Below are 16,119 nucleotides of genomic sequence, written 5' to 3' on the forward strand. Positions count from 1 at the left end.
CAGACGATGCGGGGGATCGTTTGCTCGACGAAATACTTCCTGAATTGGAGCCGGAGCTCGAACGGATTGCCGCAGCCCGTCTGCGGGACGAGCGCGGCTGTTCGCTTTCGACGCACGACCTCATCAACGAAGCGATGATCAAGATCATGGGCTTCCGGAAGGTGGAACTGAAGGACAGGGCCCATGTCCTCGCCTGGTCGTCCAAGCTCATGCGGCAGGTTCTGGTCGACCATGCGCGGCGCAAGCGTGCCGACAAGCGGGCCCATATTCCGGTAACGCTGCACACGTCCCTGGCGCAGGATCCGCCGATCGAACTGCTCGAACTGGACGATCTGCTGCGCCGCCTGGCGGAACATGATCCGGAGCGGGCGCAACTGGTGGAGATGCGCTTCTTCGGCGGCATGACGATAGAAGACATCGCGCTTGCCATGGACCTTTCGGAGCCGACGATAAAACGGCGCTGGGCGGCAACACGGATCTGGCTCGAGAAACGTCTGAGCCACGCATGAGCTCGGGGGCCGACGATATCGGCCGGGATATCGCGGCCATGGCGCTGCTCGAGGACGTGCTAGAGCTTCCCTCCGATGATCGCCTTCGCGCAATCGACGCATCCGCCGCGGACGATGCCGTCAAGGCGCAGGCCCGGAATCTGCTCGCCGGATATCGCGACGGGGCCGCCGGATTGCGAACAGGTGCGGCGCTCGAGAACGAGACCGGCAGCGCCGAGGACGCGCCAGACACCATCGGCCCCTACCGCATCGTCCGCCAGCTTGGCCGGGGCGGAATGGGTACCGTGTATCTGGCCGAACGCAATGTGGGCGATTTTGACCACAGGGTCGCCATCAAGGTCATCCGAAGCGGCGCCCTGTCCGAGGCCCTGACCGAGCGCTTCTTTCACGAGCGCCAGACCCTCGCACAGCTCAAGCATCCCAACATCGCCCATCTCTACGACGGTGGCACCACGAAGGACGGCGCCCCGTATATCGTGATGGAATACGTGGCCGGACGAAGGCTCGCGGACTTCGTGGCGGAGGAAAGTCCCTCTCTGAAACGGCGGGTCGAGCTGATGCTGCAGATCATCGACGCGGTCGCCTTCGCGCATCGCAACCTCGTGATCCACCGCGACCTGACGCCCGGGAACGTGATCGTTGACGAGGACGGCGCTGCCCGCCTCATCGACTTCGGGATCGCCCGTCCGCAGGATGTCGCACCGGCGATGCGGGCTGACACGACCGCGGGCCTCAGCCTGACGCCCGGATACGCTGCGCCGGAACGCCGGCAGAGTGCGCCTGCAACGACCGCCATCGACGTCTATTCGCTTGGAAAGATTGCGCAGTTCCTGTTCGCGGAAAGAGAGGAGGACGAACTCGAAGCGATCGGGGCCAGGGCTGCGGAGCACGATCCGGCGGACCGGTATCCCAATGCCGAGGCCATGGGGGCAGACCTCCGCGCCTTTGGCGAAAACCGCCCGGTTGCCGCCTATTCCCGCGGCGCCATGTATCGCGCGCGCAAATATCTGGAGCGCAATACGGTGCCCGTCCTGCTCGCAGGGCTGGCGCTCGCGCTCCTGGTCGGTGGACTGGTCGGCGTCAGCGCCGCCTATCGCGAACAGCAGAAGGCGCTGACGCTCGCCGAAGAGCGGTTCGACGCGGTGGAAGACCTCGCGACCTTCCAGCTTTTCGATCTGTACGACGATCTGGGCCGCAGTCCGGGGAATACCGCCAGCCGGGTCGCGCTGGCGGAGAAGGCGCAGGCCTATCTCGACACGCTATTGGAAACGCGCGGCGGCGATCCGGACGCGCAATTGAGAGCCGCAGCCGGGTTGGTTCGGCTGGCGGAAATCCAGGGCGTGCCCGCGCGGCCCAATCTCGGGGATCTCGAAAAGGCCCGCGCGAACCTCGACAAGGCGGAGGTAATCCTCGATCGCCTCGCACAAGGCGGAGACCCCCGTTCGGCGGCGGGCCGAATGCGGATAGCCGCAGCGCGCGGCAGTATCCTGATCAATGCCGAGAGCGACATGGACGGCGCCGCCAGCATACTGGCATCGGCCGAACGCCTCGTCGAAGCGACACCGCAACCGGCGCGGGACGAACCATGGCACCAGGCGCGCGCCATGCTGCGCGTGACGCAGATGGAACTGGCCAACATGAACAACGCGCGCGACGATCTTTTCGCGCTCGTCGACGAGTCCCGCGAGGAGCTTCGGGAATGGCCCGAAACGCCCGATCGCGGCGACCTCACCCGCTTCTATCGCGCGGTGGCGACGCATTTCCAAGGCGCGGCTGCCTTCATCACGGACGATGTCGACGAACTGAAGCGCGCCGTCGGCTATTTCCAGCAGGCCGAGAAGCAGTTCCAGGCAATAGACGAGGCGCTGCCGAACGAACCCATGGCGCTCTATTACAGGGCCTATAACGGGTACTATGCCTATGCGGCGGCGGCCAATTCGCAGCAATTGCCGCTGGCTTCCGGTTTTCTCGAGACGGCCATCGCCTCGATCGAACGGCTGCGGAAGGTCGACACGGCGGACGATTCCCTGTGGTCGTTCGAGATCGTCCTGAAGGAAGGGCAGAGCCAGATGCTCGCAAATCTGGGAAAATTCGCCGAGGCGATCGCGATGCAGCGCGAGGTTCTGGACATCCGCCGGTCCGCCGGGCGCGGGGCGGACAGCATCATGACCACGCGCGACCTGGCCATGGGGCACGGAATTCTGGGAGATATCCATCGGCAGGCGGGGGATGCGCGGGCGGCTTGCGAGCAGTATGCGATCTCGCTGGAGCAGTTCCGCAAGCTCGACCAACGCGGCGGGATGACGGGCCATCACCTTGAAATATCGACCAAAACCCGCAATCGCGCGGCGGGGTGTGCGGGGCGGGACTACGCCAGGGTGCTCGCGGCGGCCTAGCCGCCGGTGACGCTCATGTGACGCGAAACCGCGGGTTTCCGGCGGTCGATGTCGAAGTCGTGACGCGCCGGCTTGTCCGCCAAGAGCGAAAAAAGCGCTCGATCGAGGTCAGCAAAGCGCCCGTCCCGCAGGATGTCGCGCAGTTCGACGCGCTCCTCCCGCCCGAGGCAGGCGTAGACCGTTCCGGTCGCCGAAATCCGGATGCGATTGCAGGCGGCACAGAAGTTGTCAGTGAGCGGCGTGATGAAACCGACCCGCCGCCCGGTCTCCGCGATCTCGAAATAGCGTGCGGGCCCCGCCGTCCGGTGCGTCGTCGGCAGCAGCGCGAAGGCATCCTCCAGCACCGCGCGCGCATCGGATAGCGGCAGGAAGGTCTCGCGCCGTCCGCCGCCGATCTCGCCCAGCGGCATGGTCTCGATCAGCGAAAGGTCGCAGCCGCGTTCCCCGCACCAGCGGACCATGTCGACGAGTTCCGCATCGTTGACGCCCTTCAGCGCGACCATGTTCACCTTCACGGTCAGTCCGGCAGCAAGCGCCGCGTTGATTCCCGCGATCACATCCGAGATCCGCCCGCCGCGCGTGATCAAGGCAAACCGCGCCGGGTCGAGCGTGTCGAGGCTGACATTGACCCGCCGCACCCCGGCCGCGAACAGCGCCCGCGCATCGCGGGCGAGCAACGTCCCGTTGGTGGTAAGCGTCACTTCCTCCAGCCCTTCGGACCACATCGCGCCCAACGCCCGGACGAGGTCCATCACGCCGCGCCGCACCAGCGGTTCCCCGCCCGTCAGCCTGATCCGCCGGACACCGCGCGCGACGAGATGCCGCGCCAGCTGCGCGATCTCGTCCAGCGTCAGCAGGTCGCGCCGGGGCAGGAAGGTCATATCCTCCGCCATGCAATAGGTGCAGCGAAGGTTGCAGCGATCCGTCACCGAGATCCGGACATAGTCGATCCGGCGGCCACAGCCGTCGATCATGGGTGCCTGGTGTGCGGGACCTGCCATTGCGCGCCCATGCGTAAGGCCCGCCGCCGGTATCGGCAACCGCGCGGCGTCAGAACCGCAGCGCGCGGATCGCGTCCCCGGCGACCATCGCCGGCCCATTGGCAGGCTGCCGGACCAGCAGGTCGGCCTGCGCAATGACCCGCTGCGAGCTCGACAGCTGGTTCGCGATCGGCGCCGCCCGGTGCCCATCCGCGATAGCGCGCCCGAAATGCTCGCGCGAGCCGGGTGCGGGCAGATCGGCGGCGAGCGTGAAATCCTCCCACTGCAACCCGACATCGTAATGGTCCCCGCCAAGCGCGCAGAGCAATGGCACGAGGAACAGCCGCGCGGTGACCATGGCCGAAGTCGGATTGCCCGGCAGTCCCAGCGCGATGCGCCCGTCAGCGCCCGCGGAAGCCCAGACCGGCTTTCCCGGCCGCATCGCCACTTTCGCGAATAACGGTTCGGGCGCGCAGGCCGCCACGCCCGAGCGGGCGAAATCGCGGTCCCCCACCGAGGCCCCGCCGATCAGGACCAGCACGTCCGCCCGCTCCATCAGCGCGGCGGCGGCGCGCGCGATTGCAGCCGGATCGTCCGCGCGCCGTTCGCAACCGACGATCTCGGCGCCCCGGCCCCGCGCCAGCGCGGCAACGCCGACCGATGCACTTTCCGGCAATCGTCCCTGCATGCCGGACGCGGTTCCCGGTTCCACCAGCTCGTCACCCGTCGCGAGGATCGCCACCCGGGGCCGCCGCCACACGGGCAGGACGGCGTGATCGGCGCCCGCCGCCAGCAACAGGGCCGCCGGGGTCAGCCGCGTGCCGGCGCGCAGCAACACGTCCCCGCGCGCGAAATCGCCTGCCTTGCGCCGGACGAAGGCCGGCCCGTCCACGTTGCCGTCCGGCCGGATCGTGTCGTCGTCGCGCGTCACCTCTTCCTGGATCAGCACGCGGTCCGCCCCGTCCGGCATGGGCGCGCCGGTGAATATCCGCATCGCCTCGCCCGCCCCGATTGCGGGCACCTCCACCGCGCCGGCGGACGATGTGCCGGTCACCCGGAACGGGCCGGGCCAGTCGCTTTCGCGCACCGCATATCCGTCCATCGCCGACAAGTCGGCGCGCGGCGCATCGATCCGCGCCGACACGTCCTGCGCCAGCACGAGGCCCTCGGCATCGCCCAGCGCGCACTTCGCCCGTTCGCGTGGGCGGGCGCGTATGGACAGGCGCTGGCTGGCTTCGTCGAATGTGATCACGCATGCATCCTGCTGGCCGGTTTCGCGATGCGGGGGCCCCGCATGATGCCGTTGGTAGATTGCCGGGCCCCGGTCGTCCAACGGGCTTGGCTGTCACACGGGAGTCGTCCTAGACGGGCACGGGTCCTTCGCAGACCGACACCACAACTCAGGATCGTCCAGCCGATGTCTCTTCCCGTTTCCGACCGCCGCCGCTTCCTTGCAGGAACCGGCAGTGCCTTTGCCGCCCTGCTCGCCAGCGGCTGCATGACCCGCAACGCGCCGCTCGCGCTGGGCGCGGGACAGGCGGGATATGGCCCGCTGGTGCCCGATCCCGCCGGCGTGCTCGACCTGCCGCGCGGCTTTTCCTACCGTCTGCTTTCCAGCTTGGGCGATGCCATGTCCGACGGCGGAACCGTGCCGGACAAGGCGGATGGCATGGGCTGCCTCGACATCGGGAACGGGGAAATCGTGCTGGTGCGCAACCACGAGCTCGTCCCCACCGATGCGTCGGGCGGACCGATCGCGAGGGGTTTCGGCACCCGCAATGGCGAGATCGTGCCGGGCGGGACGACGAACATCGTACTCGATGCGGCGACGCTGGAGGTGAAGCGCGAGTTCCGTTCGTTGGGCGGCACCATCCGCAACTGTTCGGGCGGCGTCACACCATGGGGTAGCTGGCTGACCTGCGAAGAAGCACCCACAGGCCCCGGCCAGCGTTATGGCGACGGGCTGGCCGAGAACCATGGCTGGGTCTTCGAAGTGCCCGGCAATGCCACCGGCCTGGTCGATCCGGTGCCGCTGAAGGCGATGGGCCGCTTCAACCACGAAGCCGCCTGCGTCGATCCCGCAACGGGTTACGCCTATCTGACCGAAGACCGGGACGACGGTGTCCTCTATCGCTTCGTGCCGAAGGAGCGCGGCAATCTGGCGGCCGGCGGGAAACTGCAAGCGATGGTCGTCGAAGGCGTGGCCGATACGCGCAACTGGGCCGGCACGGCCATGCGCGTCGGGAGCCCGCTGCCGGTAAGCTGGATCGACATGGACAATGTCGAAGCGCCCGAGGACGACCTGCGCATGCGCGCCGCGGCGGACGGTGCCGCGCTGGTCGCGCGCGGCGAAGGCATCCACATGGGGACCGGCGAGCTTTACGTGTGTTCCACCAATGGCGGGGCTAAGAAGCTGGGCCAGATCTTCAAGCTGGTCCCCGGACGCGGCCGGCGGCCCGACACGGTCGAACTGTTTTTCGAAAGCGAGTCGGAGGAACAGTTCAATTACGGCGACAACCTGACGGTCGGGCCCAACGGCCACCTGATCGTGTGCGAGGACCAGTATACCGACGTGGTCGACAACCATTTGCGCGGGATCACCCCCGACGGGCGGCCGTACGATTTCGGGCGGCTGCGGATGCAGACGGAACTGGCCGGCGGCTGCTTCTCGCCCGACGGCAAATGGTTCTTCGTCAACGCTTACGCGCCGACCCGCACGCTGGCGATTACCGGTCCATGGATCGCCTGACGCCGCGCGCCGCCCGGCGGACCTGTCGCCGGTCGAGCGCTGGCAACGGTTGATAGACCGGACCTAAGCGCCTTGCGCCATGTGGCGCAGGGGATAAAGTCGCGTTCGTTCTCAAGGCCGTGCGTCCTGCCGGCCCCAGACCCAAGGTAGTTCATGACGACAAGAAAGCTTCTCACGCTCGGCCTGCTGGCATCCGTGTCGCTCGCCACCCCGGCCATGGCCCGCGAAGGCATGTTCACGCCCGAACAGCTCCCCGAAATCGCCGACGACCTGCGCGATGCCGGGCTGGAGCTCGATCCCGAAGTCCTGTCGGACCTGACCGGGTTCCCGATGGGCGCGGTCGTATCGCTGGGCGGCTGTTCGGCCAGCTTCGTTTCGCCCGAAGGCCTGGTGGTCACCAACCACCACTGCGCGCGCGGATCGGTCCAGTACAACTCGACTGCCGAGAACAACTACCTCGAAAACGGCTTCCTCGCGCAGGACAAGAGCGCCGAACTGCCCGCCGCGCCGGGATCGCGCATCTACGTCACCACCGCATTCAGCGACGTGACCGATCGCGTGCGCGAAGGCACTGAAAGCCTTGCGCCGAACGCGCGTTACGACACGGTCGACCAGCGCATGAAGGACATCACGGCCGAGTGCGAGCAGGACGAGGGCTTCCGCTGCCGCGTCGCGAGCTATTACGGCGGCGCGCAGTACAAGCTGATCAAGCAGCTCGAAGTGAAGGACGTGCGGCTGGTCTATGCACCCGCCGATTCGATCGGCAAGTATGGCGGTGACGTCGACAACTGGATGTGGCCGCGCCACACCGGCGATTTCTCGTTCTACCGCGCCTATGTCGCGCCGGACGGATCGTCGGCCGAATATTCCGAGAACAACGTTCCCTACCGGCCCGACCACCACCTGAAGGTGAGCGCGGCGGGCCTGGAAGACGGCGATTTCGTGATGGTCGCTGGCTATCCCGGCTCCACCTCGCGCTACGCCATGCTGGCGGAAGTCGAGAACACCTTCGGCTGGAACTACCCGACCTTCCAGACCCTGCTGACCGACTGGATCGGCACGATCGAGACGGCCGCGCCCGAAGGATCCGACGCGCGCGTGAAGTACGAATCGCGCCTCGCCGGCCTCAACAATTACGAGAAGAACCTGCGCGGGCAGATCGAGGGCGCGCGCCGCGTCGGCCTGATCGAACGCCGTCGCGAGCGTGAGGAAGCGCTGGCCGCGTGGATCGCCGCCGATCCGTCGCGCGCCGCATACGGCCCCGCGATCGCCGACCTGTCCGCCCTGTCGCAGGAAAGCGCCACCGCGGCGCGCACCAGCTTCTGGTACGGCAATGCCACCCGCGCCCAGCTGCTGGGCGTGGCGCAGAACCTCTACCGCCTCGCAAAGGAGCGCGAGAAGCCCGACGCGCAGCGCGAGTCCGGTTACCAGGAGCGTGACATGGCGTTCTTCCGCCAAGGGCTCCAGGCGCTCGACCGGCGTTACGATGCCAATGTCGACAAGGCGGAATGGAAGCTGTTCCTCGAAGGCTATCTCAACCAGCCGCAGGCCGAGCGCGTGGCCGTGTTCGACGAGGCGCTGGGGATTGCCGGCATGAACGATGCCGGCCAGCTCGACGCCGTCCTCGACAGCTATTACGCGAACACCTCGCTCGACGAGACCGAGACGCGCCTCGCGCTGATGGATGCGAGCGTCGCCGAACTCGAAGCCAGCAACGATCCCTTCATGGAACTCGCGATTGCGCTCTACGATTACGAGCGCGGCCTCGAGGATGCGGGCGAGGAACGCGCCGGACGCGCGCTGGCGCTGCGCCCTGCCTACATGGAAGCGATCACGCAGTGGCAGAGCGAGCAGGGCCGGCTGCCCTACCCCGATGCCAACTCCACGCTGCGCATCACCTTCGGCAACGTGATGGGCGGATCACCCTTCGACGGGATGCAGTACCTGCCCTTCACCACGCTGGAAGGGATCACCCAGAAGGACACCGGCGAGGATCCCTTCAACGCGCCGCAGCGCCAGCTCCAGCTGATTGCGGCGAAGGATTACGGGGCCTACGAGCTCGATTCGATCGACTCCGTGCCGGTGAACTACCTCTCCGACCTCGACGTGACCGGCGGCAATTCCGGCTCGGCGACGCTGAACGCGCAAGGGGAGCTGGTCGGCCTGCTGTTCGACGGCACCTTCGAAAGCGTCAATTCCGACTGGGACTTCGACCCGCGCACCACGCGCTCGATCCATGTCGACAGCCGCTACATGCTGTGGGTGATGGAAAAGGTCGACGGTGCGGACAACCTGATCGAGGAAATGGACATCGTCCGCTGAGGCCGGCTCCGCGGTTCGCCGCGGAATCTTGAGCCATCCTTCGCGATCGTGCTAGGATCGGCTGCCGGGCGTCATCGTCCGGCAGCCGGTTTTTCGTTGGCAGGCCGGGAAAACGGGGGAAGAATTCACCGGATCGCATGGCAGGCAGCTTATCTCGCATCGGCTTGGACATCGGTTTTGGCGTGCTGGCTCTGTCCGGCATCGCCGCCGCGCCGCCGGTGGCCGCCAAGCCTGCCGAGGTGCGAATTTCGGTCGACCGCGAGCTCGATTTCGGCAGCTTCATGGTGTTCGGCAATGCCCGCCGCTCGGTCGCCGCCAACGGCGCGGTGACGGACGATTCCATCGTCGCGCTGGAGGGAACGATCCCCGCTCCGGCGCAGTTTACAGTCACATATGACCGCGGAAACGCCAATCGCCACGTTCTCGACGTCGAGGTGGAACTGTACATCTCGCCGGCCAGCGCCGTGCGCATCGGCGGGGTCGAAGGTCGCCTCTCATCCTACGAGACCGACCTTCCCGGCGCCCGCCGCGTCACCGGGGGCCAACCGATCCGCATTTCCATCCCCAATTGCCGGACACGCACATGCTCGGTGACCTTCCGCCTCGGTGCCACGCTCGACGTCTCGCGACAGTACGGCGGCGCGCGGCTCGTCGTGCCGATCCCGGTCGACGCCGTGCTGGTCTCGGACGATCGCCAGCGGCGCTGATTGCGCTGAGCGCCGCAGCTCTCGCCTTCCCCGCTCAGGCGCAGGAGGACAACCGGGCCGAGGGCCGCGCATCCGCAACCGTCGCCGAGCCGATCCGCGCCACCGCCACGGGCGAGCTTTCCTTCGGCGTCTTCACCGTCTCCGAAGCCGTGGGCGCGCAGATCGTCGTCGATGGATCGAGCGGGGCCGTCGTCGCGCGCGGGGCCGACCATCGCGACTGCGACACCGCACCCGTCTGCAAGCCCCGCCCGGCCACGATCACGCTCTCCGGCGCGACCGAGCATGTGTACGACGTCCACGTGCCGCGCAACGTCACCGTCTCGGGCCTGCGCTCCGGTGCAAAGCTGACGATCGACCAGATAGCACCCGAGAGTCGCAACCCAGCACCGGGCCCCGAAACCGGGCGACTCGACAGCAACGGACGCGACCTGTTCGCTATAGGCGGGCGCATCCAGGCCCCTGCCGGAGCCACGCCGGACAGTTATCTTGGTGAACTTAGAGTTACCGTCTTCTACTATTGAATTGATTTACGGATACTGGCGTCTTTTCGGTGTCAGCCGCAGTCTTTTGTTAAGACCCTACGTATATCTCCCTAACTCGACGGGATGAACCTGGGGGTTCGCTCCCTGTCGTGTCCACTCTGGGGGTGGGCGTTACGGACCAAAAAATTCGACCAACGCAAGGGATCGACACGTGAAAAAAATCGCAACTATTGCGGCAATCGCCGCTGCCTTTACCTCGTCCTCCGCTTTCGCGCAGGCGCTCGATGACAACCAGGCCCAGGGTTCGGCAACCGCCGAAGTCGTCGCACCCATCACGCTGACCCACGTGCAGGATGCGGAACTGAGCTTCGGTACCTTCACCGCTGGTGCCGGCGGCACCGTGGTGGTGACGCGTGCCGGTGCCGGTTCGGCCACCGGCGGTGTCGTGCTGCTGAGCGGTTCGCAGGAAACTGCGGACCAGTTCACCGTGGCCGGTGACAGCGACCGTGCGTTCACGATCAGCGTGAATGACGGCGTCATCACCCACACCGATGGCCAGACCACGATGAGCTTCGCGGCCGACGCGCCGACGGCCGGCACGCTTTCGGGCACCGGTGCGGCGAACTTCTCCGTCGGCGGCACGCTGACGGTCGGCGCGAACCAGCGTCCGGGTGACTACTCCGGCACCTATCTCGTCGAAGTCGCCTACAACTAAGTCTGAGGGGTGCGGGCCGCCGGGGGCGGTCCGCACCTCCCAACCCGGACCAAGCCCATGCTTTTCAGAACAGCCATCACGGCTGCGATGGCGCTCGGCCTGACGGTCGGTGCCGCGCCGGCCACGGCCCAGGAACAGGCCTCGCAGGAAGAAGGCACCGTCGGGGGCACCGTCGTTGCGCCATCCCGCGTGTCCAAGCTCGCGGACCTGCGCTTCGGTGCATTCGCCGCCCCGGACACCGCCAGCACGATAAGAGTGCGCACGGACGGTGGAATCCAGGCGACGGGCGCGGTCGCAGCGACCATGAACGTGCCTCAGCCTGCCGGAGGCCGCGGTCCGGCACAATTCCGGATCGAACAGGACGGGCGACTGTTCTTCAACGTCTACTATCCGCGCACGATCCAGATCAGCAACGGCTCTGCCAGCATGACGGTCAACAACACGACCGCGCGTCTGGTCAGGACCAGCACGTCGGGCCTGCTGGGCCTCGGTTCAATCTGGCGTCTCGACATGGGCGGAACGCTCAACGTCAATGCCAACCAGGCGGCGGGCCGCTACTCGGGCGATTTCGTCATAACTGTGACTTACCTCTGAGCGGACTTGCCAGCGACTCGATAGTTTACCATAGGTCGCGGCACCGGCGGACGGGGCCTGAATACTTATGAATACCAGTTACCTGAAACGCGGCCGACGGACACGGGCCGGTTTCGCCATCGCATCTTCCATCGCGATCCTCGCCTGCACCTTTGCGGCGACCTCTCCTGCCATGGCGCAGGACAATTCCGTGCAATCGACGACGGCGCAGACCGAAGAACCCGACCTCACCGTGGGCGCGGCGCCTGACTCGGCCGTCCCGGCCGGTGCCGTGGGCGGCATGGGCGACATCAATCTCTATCCGCGCCGGATCATCGTGAACCAGCGGCAGCGGATTGCCACCGTCGGCCTCTACAACCGCGTGCCCGCGGCCGGCGAGTACGAGATCGGTATCCGCGACATGGTGATGACCAATGACGGCGGGCTCGTCCCGCTGGACGATCCGCGCGCGGCCGAAACCGTGGACCGGATGAAGGGCGCGGGCGACATGCTGCGCTGGTCGCCGCGCCGCGTTCGCCTGCTGGGCAACGAATCCCAGACCGTCCGCGTCATGGCGCGTCCCGCGGCCGACCTGCCCGACGGGGAATACCGCTCGCACTTCACCGTCATTTCCGTGCCCGAAGAGGATGGCGGATACTCGATCGAGGATGCGGTCGGCGAAACGTCCGAAGCCACCGGCATCGGCGTGGTCATCCGCCCGCGCTTCGCCATTTCCATCCCGGTCATCGTGCGCGTCGGCGACACGACGCTCGACGTTGGAATGGAAGCGCCCACCATGGTGGACACCGAATTCGGCAAGGCGGTCAGCCTGGTCCTGACCCGGTCCGGCACGCGATCCGCCTATGGCGACCTGATCGTGACCGCGGCCGGAAGGGACGAACCCGTCGCCGTCGCACGCGGCATCGGCATCTATCCCGAAGTGGACTCGCGCCGCGTGGAAATCGTCCTGCGCGCCGAACCCGAACAGGCCCCGCTGGCGCCGGGAACGCGCCTGACCGCGACCTTCGTGGACGACGACATGAATCCGGGCGAAACTCTCGCTAGCCGGGAATTCGTCGTGCCGTGACGCGCACGTCTTCCAGACGATTACTGGGAGGCATCTCGATCGGCTCGGCTCTCGTTGGGCTGACCTTCCCCGCGAAAATCGACAATCCCGACGCCGGCCCAGACGCCGGCGAATTCGCAGACGCCAGCCTGACCGTCCCGCAACCCGGGCCCGGTCCCGGCTTCCCGGACCGGATCGGAACCGCGACATTCGGGCGCTTTTCCTACGAACCCATCGTGCCGACGCGCAGCCGCACGCCGACATTCCCCGCGATCGCCAGTCGCGGTCCCTCCGCGACGCGCGGCCCGACCGTCCAGATCCGGCCGCGCGTGATGCCGATCGACCCGGTCGCCTCGACCGAAGAGGCCGTACTCATTGCACCGCGGGACTACGAGGCCTTCCCGACGATCGAGACGCGGCAACCCGTACTGGGCACGCAGGGGCTGGCGGTTCTGCCACCGCAGGCGGCCCGTCCGGCCACGCAGCCCGTCCCGGCATCGCCCGCTCCCGCCGATAATCTGGTCCTGCTCCCCGAGGCCCCGCCGGATTTCATGCCGGGCGATGTGCTGGACGGCAAAACTTTCGATGCAGCAATAGCGCCGCCGATAACCGACAGGCAGCCCGCGCTCGGCAATCTTGCTCCGGAGATCCCGGACATCGCCGTCACTGTCGGCCCCGAGACAACCATGCTTCCGGTCGAGCCGACGCTCGCGGCAGCCCCCGGACCCGAGACCGGCCTTGCCGCATCTGCCGCACCGGAGTTCGACGAGGGATCGGCGGACGTCCCGGCCGCAGATGTCGACGACGTGCCGGCCGATCCGGATCCGGCGCAGACCGCGTCGCCTCCCGTGTCGGCGACGAACGCTTTTGCCGCAGCGCCCGCCAATGCCGGGGCGACCACGCCTTCCAATACGGGAACCGGATTTGTCCTTGACGAACCTGCCCCCGCATTCGAACAGGCGCTGGGCCAGATTGATACCGATCTGACGCCGGGGCGGCAGACTTTCCCGGTCGATCCGGACCAGCCGCTGTTCGATTACGACGATGAACTGATCCTCCAGCTTCGCGTCACCGGCACCTCCGCCACGGAAACGATCATCGCCTATGGCACGCGCTCCGGCGTGTACCTGCCGGTCGGCGAACTGTCGCGACTGCTCGACCTGGCGATCCAGGTCAGCGACGACGGGAACTATGCGAGCGGCTGGTTCCTGTCCGAGGAGCGCACTCTGGCGATCAACCTGCGCGCCGGGACCATCGCGGCGCCGGGTGGGTCGATCGCGGTCGAGCCACTGACGGCGCAGGCCTTCGATGGCGAGATGTTCCTGCGATCGGATGTCTTCGCTGACATCCTGCCGCTGGAGATCGAGACCGACCTGCGCTCGCAAGCGGTCATCCTGACCACGAAGGAGCCCTTCCCGTTCGAGGAGCGGATGCGCCGGCAGGCCGAGCGCGAGCGGCTAAACCTGCGCGCAAGCGGACCGGAGCCCGCCCGCTGGCCGCGCGTGGAGACGCCTTGGGCGGCGTTCACCATCCCGATGGCGGACGTGGAACTGCGTGCGCTGTCCGACAATTCGCGGGGCGAACGGATCGAGACGGATTTGCGCCTGGCGGGCGACCTCGCCTTCCTTACCGCGCAGGGTTACCTGTCCGCTTCCAGCCGCGACGGCCTGACGGCCGCGATCCTGGAACTCGGGCGGCGCGATGCCGATGGCGACCTGCTCGGGCCGCTGAGGGCAACCGAGTTCCTGGTCGGCGATGTCGCCACCGGAGCCATGCCGCTCGGCCTGCGCGGGGCAGCGGGCCGCGGCGCTTACGTGAGCAACGGGTCCTTCGAAGGCGTATCCGTCTTCGACGAGATCGACTTTCGCGGCGTGCTTCCCGACGGGTACGAGGTCGAACTCTACCGCAACGACATCCTGCTCGGATCGACGCGGGAGAGGGTCAACGGCCAGTACGAATTCCTGCAGGTGCCGGTCGATTACGGCGTCAACGTGTTCCGGCTCGTGTTCTACGGACCGCAGGGCCAGCGGCGCGAGGAAGTACGCCGGATCAATGTGGGCGACGGGCGCCTGTCGCCCGGAGAGCTGCGCTATTCCGCGGGCATGGTGGAACGCGGCGTCAACCTGCTCGGCGTGCGGGGGCCGGACTTTCGCCCCGACGCGCGGTACGGGGACTGGCAGGCGGTCGGCGAGATTTCCTACGGCATCAGCAACGCGCTGACCGCGAATGCCAGTGCGGCCGTGTTCGAACAGTTCGGGGAAAGTCGCTGGCTGGCGACCACGGGCCTGCGCACGGGCATCGGCGCGCTGGCCCTTCGTAGCGATATCGGTTTTTCCGATGGCGGGGGGCGCGCCTTTGGCGCCGGCATCGGCGGCCGGGCGCTGGGCGGCGGCTTCACGGCCAGCCATTTCGAATATTCCGGCCCGTTCGTGGACGAGATCCGCGCGAACGGCCTGCTGCCGCTGCGGCGCGCGACGGAACTGGACTTAAACACCTCGCTCGATCTCGGCGGGGACACTTTCGTCCCCGTCACGCTGCGGGGGCGGCGGACCGAGTTCCAGGACGGCCGGACGCAGACCAATGCGACCGCGCGCGCGTCGCTTAGGCTTCCGGGCTTCATCGCATCCTCCAGCGTCAATTACGTCGATTTCGGCACGCCGGGAGAGGCCGGCTTTTCGCAACTGACGGGCTTGTTCGACCTTGCCACCTTCAACCGGTCGGACACGCAGGTTAAGGGCTCGTTCGGCGTGCGGATGTATCCAGACCCGGCCATCGTGCAGGTCGCGGGCGAGGTCAGCCACGCCGTCGACGAGCGGACGGTGGTGCGCGGATCGGCCGGCTACGCGTTCGAGAATGGCGGCACCGTGCTGGGCCTCTCCGCCATCCGCGAATTCGACCGCTTCTCGCTCGCCTTCGACGGACAGTACGACTTCGAACGGCGCGACCATGTGGCCGCGCTGCGGGTCAATTTCAGCTTCGGACGGGACCCGCTACGCGGCCGCTTCTTCCTCGCCCGGCCGGGCCTCGCCTCGGGCGGGGCGGTCGCGGTGCGGGCGTTCCACGATCTCGACGGGGACCGCGTATTCGGCCCCGGGGACCGGCCCCTGCCTCAAGTAACGGTCAGTTCGGCCAGCGCAACCGCGGCCACCGATGCCGAAGGGCGGGCGCGGATCGGCCAGCTCGGCAACGGCACGCGGGCGGTGATCCAGGTCGATCCCTCGAGCCTGCCGGACATCCTGATGGCGCCGATCTCACGCGGAGTGGAGATCGTGCCGCGCGCGGGCCGCTTCCACCGGCTCGACTTCCCGATCGTGGAACTGAGCGAAGTCGAGGGCACGATCCGCTTCAGCGAGGACGGCCGCGCGCGCGGCGTTTCCGGCCTGCAGTTGCAGATGGTCGACGAGAGCGGCGAAGTGCAGGACTACGTGCGGACCGAACGGGGCGGGTACTTCTTCTTCGAACGGGTGGAGCCGGGCCGCTACGACCTGGTCATCGATCCGGAGCAGGCGAAGCGCCTCGACCTCTGCCTCGAACCGGCCGAGCCCTTCGTCGTCGGCCCGACGAGCGACATCTTCAACCTGGAACTGGCCGTCCGCAGTTGCGCCGCGCCGGAAGGCTAG

General features: G+C 67.3%; 12 protein-coding genes. 10 read left to right on the forward strand and 2 right to left on the reverse strand.

The window, feature by feature from the left end; genetic code table 11:
• The first annotated feature begins 20 nt into the window (after positions 1 to 20).
• Positions 21 to 509: an ECF-type sigma factor gene (locus AB1K63_RS08150; protein WP_366959601.1), complete on the forward strand. Its 489-nt coding sequence runs from the start codon at positions 21 to 23 to the stop codon at positions 507 to 509.
• A complete protein-coding gene (locus tag AB1K63_RS08155) occupies positions 506 to 2,905 on the forward strand; it encodes a serine/threonine-protein kinase (protein ID WP_366959602.1) in 2,400 nt (799 codons plus the stop codon). Before AB1K63_RS08150 ends, AB1K63_RS08155 begins: the two co-directional genes overlap by 4 nt.
• Here AB1K63_RS08155 and moaA read toward each other — a convergent pair.
• Together moaA and AB1K63_RS08165 are read right to left on the reverse strand one after the other, a co-directional pair.
• Positions 2,902 to 3,906 carry a GTP 3',8-cyclase MoaA gene (moaA, locus tag AB1K63_RS08160; protein ID WP_366959604.1) on the reverse strand — a complete coding sequence of 335 codons (1,005 nt, stop codon included), beginning with the start codon at positions 3,904 to 3,906 and terminating at the stop codon, positions 2,902 to 2,904. The two genes, AB1K63_RS08155 and moaA, sit on opposite strands and share 4 nt — an antisense overlap.
• 49 nt (positions 3,907 to 3,955) lie before the next feature.
• On the reverse strand, positions 3,956 to 5,137 hold the full coding sequence (locus tag AB1K63_RS08165) for a molybdopterin molybdotransferase MoeA (RefSeq protein ID WP_366959606.1): 1,182 nt from the start codon (positions 5,135 to 5,137) through the stop codon (positions 3,956 to 3,958).
• A gap of 165 nt (positions 5,138 to 5,302) precedes the next feature.
• Here AB1K63_RS08165 and AB1K63_RS08170 point away from each other — a divergent pair, with 165 nt between their 5' ends.
• The 8 genes from AB1K63_RS08170 (at position 5,303) to AB1K63_RS08205 (ending at position 16,119) form a co-directional block, all read left to right on the forward strand.
• Positions 5,303 to 6,634 carry an alkaline phosphatase PhoX gene (locus AB1K63_RS08170; protein ID WP_366959608.1) on the forward strand — a complete coding sequence of 444 codons (1,332 nt, stop codon included), beginning with the start codon at positions 5,303 to 5,305 and terminating at the stop codon, positions 6,632 to 6,634.
• A gap of 153 nt (positions 6,635 to 6,787) precedes the next feature.
• Positions 6,788 to 8,956 carry a S46 family peptidase gene (locus AB1K63_RS08175; protein WP_366959610.1) on the forward strand — a complete coding sequence of 723 codons (2,169 nt, stop codon included), beginning with the start codon at positions 6,788 to 6,790 and terminating at the stop codon, positions 8,954 to 8,956.
• 164 nt (positions 8,957 to 9,120) lie between these two features.
• Positions 9,121 to 9,663, forward strand: a complete 543-nt coding sequence (locus AB1K63_RS08180) for a DUF4402 domain-containing protein (RefSeq protein ID WP_366959612.1) — start codon at positions 9,121 to 9,123, stop codon at positions 9,661 to 9,663.
• Positions 9,664 to 9,755: 92 nt separating this feature from the next.
• Positions 9,756 to 10,184, forward strand: coding sequence for a DUF4402 domain-containing protein (locus AB1K63_RS08185; protein ID WP_366960667.1), 429 nt, complete (start codon positions 9,756 to 9,758; stop codon positions 10,182 to 10,184).
• Between the two features lie 172 nt (positions 10,185 to 10,356).
• Positions 10,357 to 10,860: a DUF4402 domain-containing protein gene (locus AB1K63_RS08190; protein ID WP_366959614.1), complete on the forward strand. Its 504-nt coding sequence runs from the start codon at positions 10,357 to 10,359 to the stop codon at positions 10,858 to 10,860.
• A 57-nt stretch (positions 10,861 to 10,917) separates the two neighbouring features.
• Positions 10,918 to 11,454: a DUF4402 domain-containing protein gene (locus AB1K63_RS08195; protein WP_366959616.1), complete on the forward strand. Its 537-nt coding sequence runs from the start codon at positions 10,918 to 10,920 to the stop codon at positions 11,452 to 11,454.
• A 67-nt stretch (positions 11,455 to 11,521) separates the two neighbouring features.
• A complete protein-coding gene (locus tag AB1K63_RS08200; protein ID WP_366959618.1) occupies positions 11,522 to 12,520 on the forward strand; it encodes a hypothetical protein in 999 nt (332 codons plus the stop codon).
• Positions 12,517 to 16,119: a hypothetical protein gene (locus tag AB1K63_RS08205; RefSeq protein ID WP_366959619.1), complete on the forward strand. Its 3,603-nt coding sequence runs from the start codon at positions 12,517 to 12,519 to the stop codon at positions 16,117 to 16,119. Before AB1K63_RS08200 ends, AB1K63_RS08205 begins: the two co-directional genes overlap by 4 nt.

This window comes from Qipengyuania sp. JC766 (genome assembly GCF_040717445.1).
In the GTDB taxonomy this organism is placed as follows: Bacteria; Pseudomonadota; Alphaproteobacteria; order Sphingomonadales; family Sphingomonadaceae; genus JC766.

Bases quoted from the DNA above. Each gene is read 5' to 3' on its own strand.
- AB1K63_RS08155 (WP_366959602.1), top strand. From the start codon at position 506: ATGAGCTCGGGGGCCGACGATATCGGCCGGGATATCGCGGCCATGGCG.
- moaA (WP_366959604.1), bottom strand. From the start codon at position 3,906: ATGGCAGGTCCCGCACACCAGGCACCCATGATCGACGGCTGTGGCCGC.
- AB1K63_RS08170 (WP_366959608.1), top strand. From the start codon at position 5,303: ATGTCTCTTCCCGTTTCCGACCGCCGCCGCTTCCTTGCAGGAACCGGC.
- AB1K63_RS08175 (WP_366959610.1), top strand. From the start codon at position 6,788: ATGACGACAAGAAAGCTTCTCACGCTCGGCCTGCTGGCATCCGTGTCG.
- AB1K63_RS08195 (WP_366959616.1), top strand. From the start codon at position 10,918: ATGCTTTTCAGAACAGCCATCACGGCTGCGATGGCGCTCGGCCTGACG.
- AB1K63_RS08200 (WP_366959618.1), top strand. From the start codon at position 11,522: ATGAATACCAGTTACCTGAAACGCGGCCGACGGACACGGGCCGGTTTC.